The 12816-nt window shown below is 40.7% G+C and carries 11 protein-coding genes and 1 pseudogene; 10 read left to right on the forward strand and 2 right to left on the reverse strand.

Annotation, left to right across the window (positions count from 1 at the left end):
* Window positions 1–79 precede the first annotated feature (79 nt).
* The 6 genes from AACS98_RS06025 (at window position 80) to AACS98_RS06050 (ending at window position 6825) form a co-directional block, all read left to right on the forward strand.
* Window positions 80–1669, forward strand: coding sequence for a helix-turn-helix domain-containing protein (locus tag AACS98_RS06025; RefSeq protein WP_066377348.1), 1590 nt, complete (start codon window positions 80–82; stop codon window positions 1667–1669).
* A 244-nt stretch (window positions 1670–1913) separates the two neighbouring features.
* The gene (gene nfi / locus AACS98_RS06030) at window positions 1914–2579 is read left to right on the forward strand and encodes a deoxyribonuclease V (protein WP_066377350.1); all 666 of its coding nucleotides are present in this window, start codon (window positions 1914–1916) and stop codon (window positions 2577–2579) included.
* Between the two features lie 127 nt (window positions 2580–2706).
* Window positions 2707–3333 carry an FHA domain-containing protein gene (locus AACS98_RS06035; RefSeq protein WP_066377352.1) on the forward strand — a complete coding sequence of 209 codons (627 nt, stop codon included), beginning with the start codon at window positions 2707–2709 and terminating at the stop codon, window positions 3331–3333.
* Window positions 3334–3429: 96 nt separating this feature from the next.
* The gene (locus AACS98_RS06040; protein ID WP_066377354.1) at window positions 3430–5388 is read left to right on the forward strand and encodes an FHA domain-containing protein; all 1959 of its coding nucleotides are present in this window, start codon (window positions 3430–3432) and stop codon (window positions 5386–5388) included.
* Window positions 5389–5591: 203 nt separating this feature from the next.
* Complete coding sequence (locus AACS98_RS06045) at window positions 5592–6317, forward strand: GDSL-type esterase/lipase family protein (RefSeq protein ID WP_197480096.1); 726 nt, start codon at window positions 5592–5594, stop codon at window positions 6315–6317.
* Window positions 6318–6393: 76 nt separating this feature from the next.
* Window positions 6394–6825, forward strand: coding sequence for a hypothetical protein (locus AACS98_RS06050; protein ID WP_066377359.1), 432 nt, complete (start codon window positions 6394–6396; stop codon window positions 6823–6825).
* Window positions 6826–6893: 68 nt separating this feature from the next.
* On the opposite strand, the gene nrtS is transcribed toward AACS98_RS06050, so the two are convergent.
* A complete protein-coding gene (nrtS, locus tag AACS98_RS06055; RefSeq protein WP_066377361.1) occupies window positions 6894–7142 on the reverse strand; it encodes a nitrate/nitrite transporter NrtS in 249 nt (82 codons plus the stop codon).
* A gap of 757 nt (window positions 7143–7899) precedes the next feature.
* On the opposite strand from nrtS, the gene AACS98_RS06060 reads away from it, so the two are divergent.
* The 3 genes from AACS98_RS06060 (at window position 7900) to AACS98_RS06070 (ending at window position 11430) form a co-directional block, all read left to right on the forward strand.
* Window positions 7900–10092 carry a cation:proton antiporter gene (locus AACS98_RS06060; RefSeq protein ID WP_066377365.1) on the forward strand — a complete coding sequence of 731 codons (2193 nt, stop codon included), beginning with the start codon at window positions 7900–7902 and terminating at the stop codon, window positions 10090–10092.
* Between the two features lie 4 nt (window positions 10093–10096).
* Complete coding sequence (locus AACS98_RS06065; RefSeq protein WP_066377366.1) at window positions 10097–10588, forward strand: hypothetical protein; 492 nt, start codon at window positions 10097–10099, stop codon at window positions 10586–10588.
* 74 nt (window positions 10589–10662) lie between these two features.
* Window positions 10663–11430 carry an AMIN domain-containing protein gene (locus AACS98_RS06070; protein WP_066377368.1) on the forward strand — a complete coding sequence of 256 codons (768 nt, stop codon included), beginning with the start codon at window positions 10663–10665 and terminating at the stop codon, window positions 11428–11430.
* Window positions 11431–11618: 188 nt separating this feature from the next.
* On the opposite strand, the gene AACS98_RS06075 is transcribed toward AACS98_RS06070, so the two are convergent.
* Complete coding sequence (locus AACS98_RS06075) at window positions 11619–12158, reverse strand: DUF3172 domain-containing protein (RefSeq protein WP_066377370.1); 540 nt, start codon at window positions 12156–12158, stop codon at window positions 11619–11621.
* 219 nt (window positions 12159–12377) lie between these two features.
* Here AACS98_RS06075 and AACS98_RS06080 point away from each other — a divergent pair.
* A pseudogene (locus AACS98_RS06080) lies at window positions 12378–12755 on the forward strand (ABC transporter permease); the annotation flags it as partial.
* Window positions 12756–12816: the final 61 nt, after the last annotated feature.

Raw genomic sequence — 12816 nt, forward strand, 5'->3', positions numbered from 1 at the left:
AATGAAAAATAAACAGGACACATCCAGGGGAGACTTAAGCCAAACATCTCAACGATTAAATTGGGAAAAGAGCCATATTATGCCTTACACAATTCCTAACAAAAGTTGCGTTGGATGTGACAACTGCCGTCCCCAATGTCCTACAGGTGCAATCAAAATAGAAAATAATGAATACTGGATAGACCCATGTCTTTGTAATAATTGTGAAGGCTACTATCCTGAACCCAAATGTGTAATAGCTTGTCCAACCAAGTCTCCTATACCTTGGCAGGCCAAGAAAGGAAGATGTAAAGTAGAACCGAGAGATGCTACCAGTCCGGACTTATTTTCTAATGGTAAAAATAATCCATTTGCGTCTGCAATTGTAATTTGGGAAGCTTGCAACGTACTAGCACAACGTACATCCTTAAAATGGGAAATCGACGCAACAGGCTATCTGAGCTATAGCAGAAAAGTCAACCAAGGAAAAGGTGCGATCGCCTTTCACATCCAACATCCATATCAAGTTAATGAATATGCCAAAGATATTAGTGCAATTGAGGTGTTAGATATTCGCGCCGCTTGTATTCATTTAATTTTTGCTGCCCATGCTACAGCTTTAGATAAACCTTGGGAGGAAGAATTTACCATTGATGAACGACAACTAGAGAAATATTTAGGACTAGAAAAACGCAAAGACTTAAGTAAAATTGCCAAACTAGCCTTAATGAAAAACCTAGTTCAACAAACTTGTTCGCTCAACATATCCATTGACTGGCCCCAACAAGGTAGAGTTAAAGGGTTTTCAGTCCAAAATAGCCGTTTATGGCACTTAGTAAAGGTTCAAAATCACTTTCAAGAAGATGACTTAGGCTGCAAATATCTGATTGGGTTAACCTTTACAATTAAAACAGGTATCTGGGCGCAGCACTTCTTGAACAAACAAGCTTGTAAAGAACGCACCGGATTTTATCAATATGGCAGTCTGCCTAAAACTGTATTAACCACAGTGATGAGCATTTGGCAGCAACACGAAGGCGCAGTTAGACTAATGCTGTGGTTATTATTCAAAACCAAGATGGGCAAGGAACAACGCATTACTGTGCCGACTTTACTCCGGATTGCCTATGGCGAAGCAAAAGTTAGCCTTGCTTCTAAATATCGGGAAGAACGCAAACGTCTATTAAGGACATTTGAAAACGATTTAGAAGTTCTCAACCATTTAGGAATTAAACCAATTTTTGACCCGATTACCTATCCTCTAGAAATTCAACCTCTGTGGGCGAAGTTAGTAGATATTCCCGAAGATCCAGATGAAGCGTTAGAGTTTTGGATTAATGATGCAGGTGGAGAGACTCGCCTCACAGACAACGGCCCTCGTGGTAAATGGAACTTGTTAATGAATGCGCGTATCTTAGCTTTTGAATTACCTCCAGAATGGGAAAGACAAATATCTGAGTCTGAAAAAAAACAACGCCGTACAGCTAGAGTTAGACGTAAAAATCAAACAGCCAATGATTTAGTTGGTGAACAGATTTTGCAAGCGCGTAAGACTTTAAATCTTTCTCAAAGGGAATTAGCAAAATTGACAGGTAAAAGCCAAAGCTGGATTCGAGATGTAGAAAATGGTCGCTTAAAGGCGAAGCTAGAAGATCAAGCTATATTACGGAAAGTGCTGAATATTGCTTAACCATCGTAATACTACCAGTCAGAAGTAAAATCATATTTAGTAGGCGATCGCTCTCAGTATAGGCGATCGCCTACCCTTTTTGGGAACTATAAACAGGTACTCCTACCTCAAAAACTCACCAAACATGAATAAAATCGAGATAGTTCAGTAATTGTGCAGTAATTGAATAAAGCTTTGCTTGTTTAGTGACAGCTACTCATCGATAAATTTCTCACACATAAACTTTTAATTATTGCTTGACAATATGAAAATTTATCAACCTCATGCTTGGCCTCAAACTGTAGAGGAAGCCATAGTTATTCAAGAGCAATTAAGAAATCAGGTAATCACAAATGATCAACTTCCATCACAGATAAAGTATGTTGCTGGCGTTGATATGGGTTTTGAAGCTGAGGGTACAATTAGCCGTGCAGCTGTAGCGGTGCTGAGTTTTCCTGATTTGCAAGTTATTGAGACACAACTAGCATATCGTCCAACCTCATTTCCTTATATTCCTGGTTTTTTATCCTTCCGAGAAATACCAGCAATACTTGATGCACTAGAAAAAATTCACACCACACCAGATATGCTTTTGTGTGATGGACAGGGAATTGCTCATCCTCGTCGGTTGGGGATAGCCAGCCACTTAGGAGTGATCATCAATATACCGACAATTGGCGTAGCTAAATCATTACTGATTGGTAAGCATAAGGAACTGCCAGAAACTAAAGGCAGTTGGCAACCATTAATACATAAGGGTGAAACTATTGGCGCAGTTTTACGCACTCGTACTGGAGTCAAACCGGTGTATGTTTCCAGTGGTCATAAAATCAGTTTACTAACAGCAATTGATTATGTACTGCGTTGTACGCCAAAATACCGGTTACCAGAAACTACGCGTATAGCTGATAAATTAGCATCAGCGAGATAACAAGCAAATTTTGCGTATTATTTTATTGAAGTTTGTTTTCAAAACTTGCTTGCTAACACAAAATAGTGTTAGGAATCGCACAGAAAAAATTTGAAGTATCTAAATAAGAGGTACCCAAGTTAGAACAATGAATGCACTAACTTTACAGTGGAACGATGCTGGTCAAAATAGAACTCAGCATATTTATGAACAACAGCCCAGTAAAAATCCTGGCACCGTCCGCATCGGTAGAGATCCACTCCGTTGCGACATTGTTTTGACTAACTTGACTGTATCAGGTTTGCACGTAGAAATATTTTTTGATTCTCAGCAACAGAGTTTTTATATCAGAAACTTGCGATCGCAAAATCCCCCCCTAGTAGATGGACAACAACTAATCCAAGGAGAAAAACCGCTAAATCAAGGTAGCATCATCTACTTAGGACAAGTACAACTACAAGTTACCGCCGTTAACATTAACACCATTGCCGCTACAGTTATAGCTCCGCCCCAACCCCAAAGCCATCAACACCAACCAGTTACACCCCCACAACCACAGCCACCAGTACATCAACATCGAGCAGTTACCGCACCTGTACCACAACGGCCACCAGTACACCAACACCAGCCAGTGACACCAGCACAAGGAACTTATGGTTTACAGTGTCCGAAATGTCATAAAGTATCTCCACCGGAAAGTTTACAAGTAGGCTGTCCCTGGTGTGGTACATCTTTAGCTGCGGCAGTCAGTGTATTAGTAGCACCAGGAAATTGAGGAAATAAGGGAGCAGAGGGAGCAGGGGAGCAGAGGAAGCGAAGAAAAAGAACTTTTACTAATGACTAATAACTAATGACTAATAACTAATAGCTAATGACTAACCTACAAATTCAATTAACTTGGGAAGATCCGACGACGGGGGAACGACGAGAACCTAAATTAAATGCACCTATAGCTTTTGGTAGAGAATTTGCTCGTTTACCGGCAGAATTAAACGGACAGCGTGTAGCGCGAATGCTACTCAATAGTAGTGAAGTTTCTCGCTACCATGCTTTGATTATCTGGGAAAATAATCAATTTGAGGTGATTGACCAAGCTAGTGCTAATGGTGTGTATGTTAATGGTCAACGGCTACCACGCAGCGTGATTAATCATGGTGATAGGTTGCAAATAGGCCCTTATATCATGATGGTGACTCTGGCTAATCATGCCACTCCACCAGCCACCTCCAATCCCCCTTCTTTAATTCAGTTTAACCCCAATACTAATATCCCCGACCCCAGTTTACCGCCAGTCCGTGCTGTTACACCTTTGGGGAGCAATTTCCCACCCCCAGCATTTCAAGCGGAACAGGTAGCTGTGCAAGCACTTCACGCCACAGGTTTACCTGTAGATGAATGTGATTTTTTGGCAGTTGGCGGCGGACTAGGAAGTTTTATCTGGTCTGATTTACTCAGAATTAGCGGTGTACGTGCTGAGAAAATTGTGGCTTTAGGATTAGAACCAGAACCTTATGCACGTTATAAGCGGCTGTGTTTGAATTCCCAGATTCCCTTACATGAAAGGTTGCGTTCTAATTCTGATTCTTGTCCTGATAATATTTGGGGTTGGCCTAGCTATGCTTGGCGCGAAACCTGGCATGATTTCACCAAAGGTAAGCCGAATACAGCATTACGGTATTTATGGCAGGTGTTTGCAGAACCCACCTTTACAGAAACTTATACTCCCCGTGCGGGTAATGTGTTTGATTCAATTGACAGAGAAGCCAAGCGTATAGGCTGGAGTCAAATTTATCGTTATGGACGAGTTAGGGCAATTCGTAAAACTGATGATGGTAGATATTGTGTAGCTTATTCTCGCGGACAAGGGAATCATGCTTTTTTCGTGAGTCGTTATTTACATTTAGCTACTGGCTATCCAGCAATTCAATTTTTGCCGGATTTACAAGCTTATCGAGAAAAATATCAAGATTTTAAATCAGTTGTGAATGCTTATGAAGCACATGATCATGTATATGAACAATTAGAACGCCAAGGTGGCACAGTATTAATTCGGGGGCGGGGTATTGTGGCTTCGCGTATTGTGCAGCGTATTTATGAAGCTAGGCGCAAAAATCCCAATATTACAGTTTTGCATTTAATGCGATCGCCTAAACCCCAAGGCAACAAATTTGAAAAAGCCACTCGTTCCGTCAAAAACCATTACGAATTTCAGCCCTTTAACTGGCCTAAATCCTGTTGGAGTGGTGAACTTCGCGTCATGTTAGAAAAAGCCACACCAGACGAGCGCAAACGCCTACTTACAGAGTGGGGCGGTACAACCACCGCCGACCGCTACGACTGGCAAAAAATTACTGAAGATGGCTTAAAAGAAGGTTGGTATCAAATTACCTTTGGGGATGTGTTGACAGTAGAGAGGGACACACAAAATCGCACTATCACCCAAATCAAAGAAAAAGGCTTTGGTGAAATGAAATTAGTGGCTGATTTTATTGTTGATGCTACGGGTTTAGATGCCAAAGTACAAGCCAATCCCCTACTAGATGATTTAGTCAAACATTACAACCTACCCTTGAATTACATGGGACGCTTGGCTGTTGCTAATAACTTTGAAATCCCAGAAATGCGGCATGCTAAAGGTCAAATGTACGCAGCTGGGGCAATTACCCTGGGCGGCCCCTATGCAGCCGTTGATAGTTTCTTGGGTTTACAATACTCCGCCTTAGTCGCCGTCGATGGACTCGCCGCCACCCGTGCGCCAGGAGTCCGGCGTTTAAATGCTTTCAGTTCTTTTGCACAGTGGTTAAAGTGGGTGTTTAATCAATCACCTTAAACCGTGTTGAGTGATTCGTGATTAGTCGTTAGTGACTGGGGATTGGGCATTGGTTTTTCTCCGATGTACTCCTATCAAGACTTTTTGGCCAATCTCCAATCCTCCATGAATCAAGTCTTCACGGTAAAAATAAAAAAATATACTGGTTAATGGTGTAGAAATGTATAGAATCTTGTAAAGATATAAATTAAACTTTTTTTAAAATGCAAACATTACCAGTTCATTCCTCAATGCAGCTGTCTTTATCACCAACTCAATGTCAGCCTTTGAAGATTGTCGCACTGGGGGATAGTTTAGTATACGGTTTTGGCGACCCCGAACAAGGCGGGTGGGTAGAACAATTGCGTCGCTCGTGGATGTTACCTAATAATGGGGGTCATGTCCTGTACAATTTGGGAGTAAGAGGCGATCGCACCCAGCAAGTAGCGCAAAGGCTAGAAGTAGAATTCCGTCATCGTGGTGAATTGCGAAATCGTGTCCCCGACTTAATCATTCTTTCCGTAGGAGTCAACGATTCACCACGCCTAGGCCGTCCCGATGGACGACAATTTACAGACTTTGCCGTGTTTGAGTCAGACATCGCCGCACTATTAGACCAAGCACAGCAACTATGTCCTGTATTATTTATCGGCATGGTTCCTGTCAATGAAACCAAAATGCCTTTTTTAGATTGCTTTTATTTTAATCATGCCGACCAATATCGCTACAAAGAAGCCACTAAAATCGCTTGCAACCAACGCCACATCCCCTATTTAGATATTTTTGATCGCTGGATGGCACGCGGCAATACTTGGCGGCTACAACGCATCAGTGAAGATGGACTACATCCCAACACATTAGGCTATCAAGCTTTGTTAGAAGATGTGATTCATTGGGAACCACTAGCAGCCTATCATCAGGGAGTAGCTACAGGCACGTTTAACAAATAAATTTGTTACAGTTACCGAATTGCTAGAAATGAAGCCGTAGTAAATAATTGAGCATCCATTGAGTATTGAATAATCTATGACTCCAACTTTGTTTGGTCGTTGGCAAACTCGACTATTATTAATGGCTACTGTAGGTGTATTAGTATCCTTGCCCTTTGCAATGGGTTTAATTGCTCCTGCTAATTCTATCTACTTTTGGACACTCGGCTATGTGACTGTTTTCGGTTTAGGCTGGGATGTACTTTATGACTATCTCCAAAAGTTTCGATGGGATAGGGATTGGCCAGCAGCTTATCAACTTTTAGCTGGTATCTGGGAATTAGTGTTTGTGTTTTGTGGAGTGAGAATTTTGGGATTTTTACCAGCACCCATACCCAAAGACATCATGCCATTAGATGCTTTATTAATACATTACAGTGTTGTTTGGTTATCAGTATTTATTGCTTCTCAAAGTCTGATGCGAATTATATTCCCTCGTTGGCGTTTCCGAGGTGGACAATGGTTATAAAATACAGACAATAGAGTATATTAGTGACTACTAATTAAAGATTAAAAAGTACATCAATCAATCGACTATCAAGATTGCTGGCGATAAAGACTGATGTACTGACCATGAATATTCACAAAATAGGGAACAAGGTAAGTTAAGCCAGCAGAAATCCAGCGATCGCGTCCCATGTTCCCTTGTAATAAAGCACTACCATGATTAATCACAAATAAAATCGAGCCAACCACACCCGCAACCTTTAACGCTGTAGGAACAAATTTTGGCTCAATCAAGCTGGCAAAATATCCTTGAATAAATTTAGTCCTGATTTGACTCATTTAACTACAGAAATCCGAATTAATTTGTGAAAAAACTGAGCATCACTCTGAGCATCCCCATATTTTATATCGCTTTCTGTGTTCCTTGTCGTTAAAAAAGCCAATTCTAGCCGTATTCAGATATTTGAGGACAGATAGGAACAACAATGGTTTACCTCCCGCCTCCTATCAGATTTTCTGGTTCAAATTCCATAAGTTAAACCAATTCGCAATTGACTATATTGGCAATAATTTTGTCTAGCACCAAACTAACCGCACTCAAATCAGCTAACACTGATAAATTAGTATAAAAAAATACAGAATTATAAATTAGTTATAAAAACTTAATTTTTCCCAATTGCCTTTGATGATCATGATTGATTGTTCTCATGATAAATTTAAAACTTTATTGTTCAATCACCATAATTAACAAACACTGTCTTGTCGAGAAATAACGCAAATTATCGGGGAATCACGCCATAAATTCGCCAAAATTTCTTGAAAACAATTTACTTAATTTTGCAGGCAACTAGATAATATCCGGTTTTAGCAATCTTGAGCAAGAGTAACTTCGTGCTGACTGCTGGAGTACACAACTTTAATTTTCAGCTATTTATTCCATTATTTGGAAATTAGCTACACAATGCTTGATAAAGCATCGTAAAATCTCATTCAGTATTGCCGCAAAAATTAATATCAGTAATCATCAATTTAAGGTTGACATTTTCCACTAACTTGAAGAATTATCTAAGGGAAAGCAGTTGCCGTTGACAGAACTATGCACACAGTTATTCTCGTTCTGGTTGAGGTGTTGATTGTTATTGCATTGTCACGCCTAGTAGGACTAGCATTCAAATCAATTAAACAACCTTTAGTAATTGGTGAGATTGTGGCGGGAATTATGCTTGGCCCGTCCTTATTTGGTTTATTGGCTCCCAATGTAGCAGCTAGTATATTTCCACCAGAAACTGTTCCTTTTCTCCATGTTTTATCTCAGGTAGGATTGATATTTTTCATGTTTTTGATTGGGTTAGAACTCAATCCTAAATACCTGAGTAGTCAGTTAGATGTTGCGATTTTAACTTCCCATACCAGTATTTTAGTTCCTTTTTCCCTAGGAACATTATTATCATTACTGCTTTACCCGTTAGTTTCTAATGCTAGTGTATCTTTTACTGCCTTTGCTTTATTTTTAGGGGCAGCAATGTCAATCACAGCTTTTCCGGTATTGGCTCGTATTATTACTGAAAATAATTTACAAGGCACACGTTTAGGAACATTGGCATTAACTTGTGCGGCGGTGGATGATGTGACAGCTTGGTGTTTGTTAGCAGTAGCGATCGCTGTAGCCAGAACAGGTAATATTATCGGTGCATTGCCCACAATTGTGGAAAGTTTAGTTTATATCGGTTTCATGCTGACAGTAGGACGTTGGTTTTTACAACGTCTTGCCACCCATTACCGCCGCACTAGACGCTTGAGCCAATTGCTACTAGCGGGTATTTACATCGCCGTAGTCGCCTCCGCACTAATTACCGAACTGATTGGAATTCATCTAATTTTCGGAGCATTTTTATTAGGTGCAGCCATGCCCAAGAATGCAGATTTAGTGCGAGAATTAGCGGTAAAAACCGAAGATTTTGTTTTAATCTTCTTATTACCAATATTTTTTGCCTACAGTGGATTACGGACGCAAATAGGTTTATTGAACCGTCCCGAACTATGGCTATTGTGTGCAGCAGTTTTAGCAGTTGCGATCGCAGGAAAGTATATTGGTACTTATGCCGCAGCGCGTTTTAATGGAATCAGCAAACGCGAAGCCTCAGCCCTCGGTTGGTTAATGAACACTCGCGGTTTAACCGAGTTAATCGTGTTAAATATTGGTTTGGAATTAGGAGTCATTTCGCCCTTACTTTTTACCATGCTGGTAATAATGGCGTTAGTTACCACATTTATGACTTCCCCTCTACTAGAGTGGACTTATCCCAAAAAACTGATCAAATTAGATGTAGTCGAACCAGCACCAGAAACACACACCAGTTTCACCACCACAACCACAGGTGAAGTTTATGTCCGCCCTTATCGGATTTTAGTACCAGTCGCTAATCCCAGCACACAAAAAGGTTTATTACAGCTAGCAGTAGCATTAGCACTCAACTACCGCCAACCAGCCATAGTTAATCCCCTCAGCTTAATTGAATTAGAAGAAAACTATGGTTTTGAAAATACCCCAGATGAAGCCGAAAGATTCATTCTCCAGCGTCGCCAGCAGTTAGAAGAGTTAATTAGTACCCTAGAACCACCTTCCACACAGCCTTTTGTGCATCCGATTGTGCAGATATCCAGTAACGTGGCTCGACAAACAGCCGAAATTGCCAAAATCGAGTCAGCCGATTTAATTCTAGTAGGATGGCATCGCCCAGCTTTCAGTAAAAATCGCTTGGGTGGACGAGTGGGGCAAATTCTCAGCACCGTACCCGTAGATGTAGCAGTATTTGTAGATAAAGGAGGAGACAGATTAGAAAGTTTGTTAGTTCCCTACTCTGCCAATATCCATGATGACTTGGCACTGACACTAGCGTTGAGACTATTAATTAATCATGATACTTGCACATTGCAAATATTACAGGTACTTCAAGAACATCAAGCCCAAGATGAATTAAGTTATGAACTGCACACCATGATTAAACAATTACCAGCAAGTGTGCGCGATCGCATCAACATCAACATCATCCGTTCTTCAGAGCCAATTCCAGCTGTCATTACCGCCTCAGAAAGTGTTGATCTGACAATTGCTGGTACTAGCCGCGCCTGGGGTATCGAGCGTCAAACCCTAGGAAGATACACAGATGCGCTGGCTATTCAATGCCGTTCCTCCCTACTCATCACCCGGCGTTACAGTCAACTTACCTCTCATCTTACCTCCGCACTCGCTGATTTAAGTCATCAAGAGTCTACAATCAAGCACTGAAACTATGAATAATTTCCACTTCAAATCCCTAATATTTTATGCACTAGCCACAGGTTCAGTTCTCATATTATTTAACACCGTCACCGTTTATGGAGAAGACAATCTCCAAGCTCCTCCTGTAATTAACGGTTCCTATCGGGTGATTTTGGGTAAAAATTCCCCAAAATGTCAGACATCAGCACCACTCAGGCTAAATCTTCACCAATCAGGCATCTACTTCAATGCCTCTTTATCATCAGCAAATATCAAAGTCGATTCTCCACAACAGTATTCTCTCAAAGGTATCTTTAAAAATCAGCAGTTAACTTTAGCCGGAAAACTTGATCAAACTATTCTTTGTGACTTTGCTCCTCCTCATAAAATACAAGCCCAAATGCAGCTAGTAGATACGGATAGGCTACAAGGCAAAATACTTGTCAGTACCATCCCGCAAACTTTAGAATTTAATGCTACACCTGAAACAGCCCAGGCAAAACCCCAAAACGGAAACAAATAATAAAATATGGCAATCAATCAAGCAGAGTAATTTGGTAATCATTTTACCCTTTACCACATAACACATTGATCATTATGTTTAAGGAAATTTCCACTCAGCAATTTTTCCACAGCAGCAAGTGGCTGTTTGGTATGAGTTTATTTACAGCTATGAGTCTCCAAAGTGTCAGTAGTATTGCTGCACAGGTAGCCAAATTAAATAATTGGCGTTTCTACCCAGAAGGTGGCAAATTAGAAATTAACCTCTCAGAAAGTAAAACACCCAGCTATTTTTATCTCTCCCAACCGCCACGCCTTGTTGTTGATATTCCCAATACCAAGTTAGGTAACATCCCCACCGAGCAAAGCTACACCGGTGTTGTGCAAAAAATTCGCGTCGCTCAATTAAACGCCAATGTCACCCGCATTGTATTAGATTTAGCAGCAGACGTATTCGTAGATCCTCAGCAAGTACAACTACAACCTAATTCTCGAAAAAACCCTACTAGCTGGGTTTTACGTCCTTTTATTAGTGGCTCTAGACAACTGGTAAATTCCAGAAATTTACCCAGTAATACACCACAAACACAATATAACTACTTACAATTGCCCAATACTTTACCTTCCACAACTGCTAATCTACAGCAGCCTTTTGTGACTGTACCTCCCCTGAATTCTCAAAGCCCTGTTCAAACTCCTCATACCTCACAATCTGCATCAAACTTGCCAACTCAACCTAGTTATCCTGCAAATAGTCCTAATTTTCCCACGCCTACAACCCCAAACTCCGCCAACAATGCACCTAATTTTAGTAATCCCATAGTCATTGAATTTGGTCAACCTCTGCCAAAAATGCAAAATTAAGCAGTTACAATCAACTGCGGACATCAGCACTCAAAAAAAGGGGCTAGAGACGCTGACGCTAGGGAATAAATTTTTAGCAACAGTTAGCACATTTTGAAATTAGATACCCAATGTCCAAACAATTGGACACCATCACAGCATCAAATATCTTTTCCCTACTTTCTCCTATCCCCTACCTTCCTCACACATTAAAATCTTTCTGTTTCTTGAGTTGGCGCAACTGCTCCTGGCTGAGACATAAAAAAGTTTTGTGCCGCTTCATTCTGATAAATACATCTAATATCGGGTTTTTCACTGTCTAAGTTACCCGTAAAACCAAAAGTATTCAGGCGATTTTTGCATTCTCTCACTTGATCAGATGTCACCAGTTTGCGTTGTTCTAAAATTGCCCAGTTGTTTTGACGTAACACGCATCCAGGACGCATACTTGGTTGAGCAACATAAACATTAAATGGGTTGAGAGTCACAAATAATCTAGCGTCCATCACCATTGCACTGGCTCCGTACTGTACGCAAATCTCTGGATTCGGTGCTTTAGTGTCAATGAATTCACGAGAAGCCACATTTGAAGGTGTCAACGTAGTTGTGGAACTAAAAGCAATCCCAATTCCAATTCCTAGAACTAACACCCCTCCCAAAATGGCAATAGTGGTGAGGTTAAACAAGGAAGGTTGAAACCCAGAAGGTTTAGATGTAGTGACTTGTCTACCAGTAGATTTACGTCTCATTTGTGTTTATTAACCTTCAAGCCTGAAAACTAGGGAGTGTTTCCCTATTTTAGTATGCCGATTATTCATTAGATTGGCGTGCTGGTTTCTAGACAATATTTGAATATTGGGGATGTGGTTTGATTTGAAAGTCTCTATTTTTCAGTCGGCAATACAGGAAGATACACAAAAATGTTAAGTAATACTTAAGAACATTTTTGACACCTGATTGAAAACAAAGTGAAATTTCCAACAGCTTTACTCTGGGGTAATAAGTTCAAAGCTTCGCAGTTACAACTTTTGTTAGCCGACAGTCTCACTATTTTTTGGGGAGAATGGTTAGATTTACGCGTCAGAGTGGCGCAAGTTGCGGCTTCTGGGTTGGTATCTCCGTTGATATACATTTTAGCATTTGGCTTAGGTTTGGGTAGCTCCATCAGACCGGGTGCCGGCATTAGTGGCAACTACGACAACTATTTAGAATTTATGTTGCCGGGTATGGTGGCTTTATCGTCAATGACTATCAGTTTTGCTGGCACAACCTTCTCAATTTGTGGAGATAGACTGTTTAGTAAAACCTTTGAAGAGTTGTTACTCACTCCCATCCATCCTTTAGCTTAAACAAAAAGAAGCCTCTCACTCACTGCGTTCGCGCAGCGTCTCGTAGAGAAGCAGGAGT

The organism is Anabaena sp. CA = ATCC 33047 (genome assembly GCF_963870205.1).
GTDB lineage: Bacteria > Cyanobacteriota > Cyanobacteriia > Cyanobacteriales > Nostocaceae > Trichormus.

Bases quoted from the DNA above. Each gene is read 5' to 3' on its own strand.
- AACS98_RS06025 (WP_066377348.1), top strand. From the start codon at position 80: ATGCCTTACACAATTCCTAACAAAAGTTGCGTTGGATGTGACAACTGC.
- nfi (WP_066377350.1), top strand. From the start codon at position 1,914: ATGAAAATTTATCAACCTCATGCTTGGCCTCAAACTGTAGAGGAAGCC.
- AACS98_RS06035 (WP_066377352.1), top strand. From the start codon at position 2,707: ATGAATGCACTAACTTTACAGTGGAACGATGCTGGTCAAAATAGAACT.
- AACS98_RS06040 (WP_066377354.1), top strand. From the start codon at position 3,430: ATGACTAACCTACAAATTCAATTAACTTGGGAAGATCCGACGACGGGG.
- AACS98_RS06045 (WP_197480096.1), top strand. From the start codon at position 5,592: ATGCAAACATTACCAGTTCATTCCTCAATGCAGCTGTCTTTATCACCA.
- AACS98_RS06050 (WP_066377359.1), top strand. From the start codon at position 6,394: ATGACTCCAACTTTGTTTGGTCGTTGGCAAACTCGACTATTATTAATG.
- nrtS (WP_066377361.1), bottom strand. From the start codon at position 7,142: ATGAGTCAAATCAGGACTAAATTTATTCAAGGATATTTTGCCAGCTTG.
- AACS98_RS06060 (WP_066377365.1), top strand. From the start codon at position 7,900: ATGCACACAGTTATTCTCGTTCTGGTTGAGGTGTTGATTGTTATTGCA.
- AACS98_RS06065 (WP_066377366.1), top strand. From the start codon at position 10,097: ATGAATAATTTCCACTTCAAATCCCTAATATTTTATGCACTAGCCACA.
- AACS98_RS06070 (WP_066377368.1), top strand. From the start codon at position 10,663: ATGTTTAAGGAAATTTCCACTCAGCAATTTTTCCACAGCAGCAAGTGG.
- AACS98_RS06075 (WP_066377370.1), bottom strand. From the start codon at position 12,158: ATGAGACGTAAATCTACTGGTAGACAAGTCACTACATCTAAACCTTCT.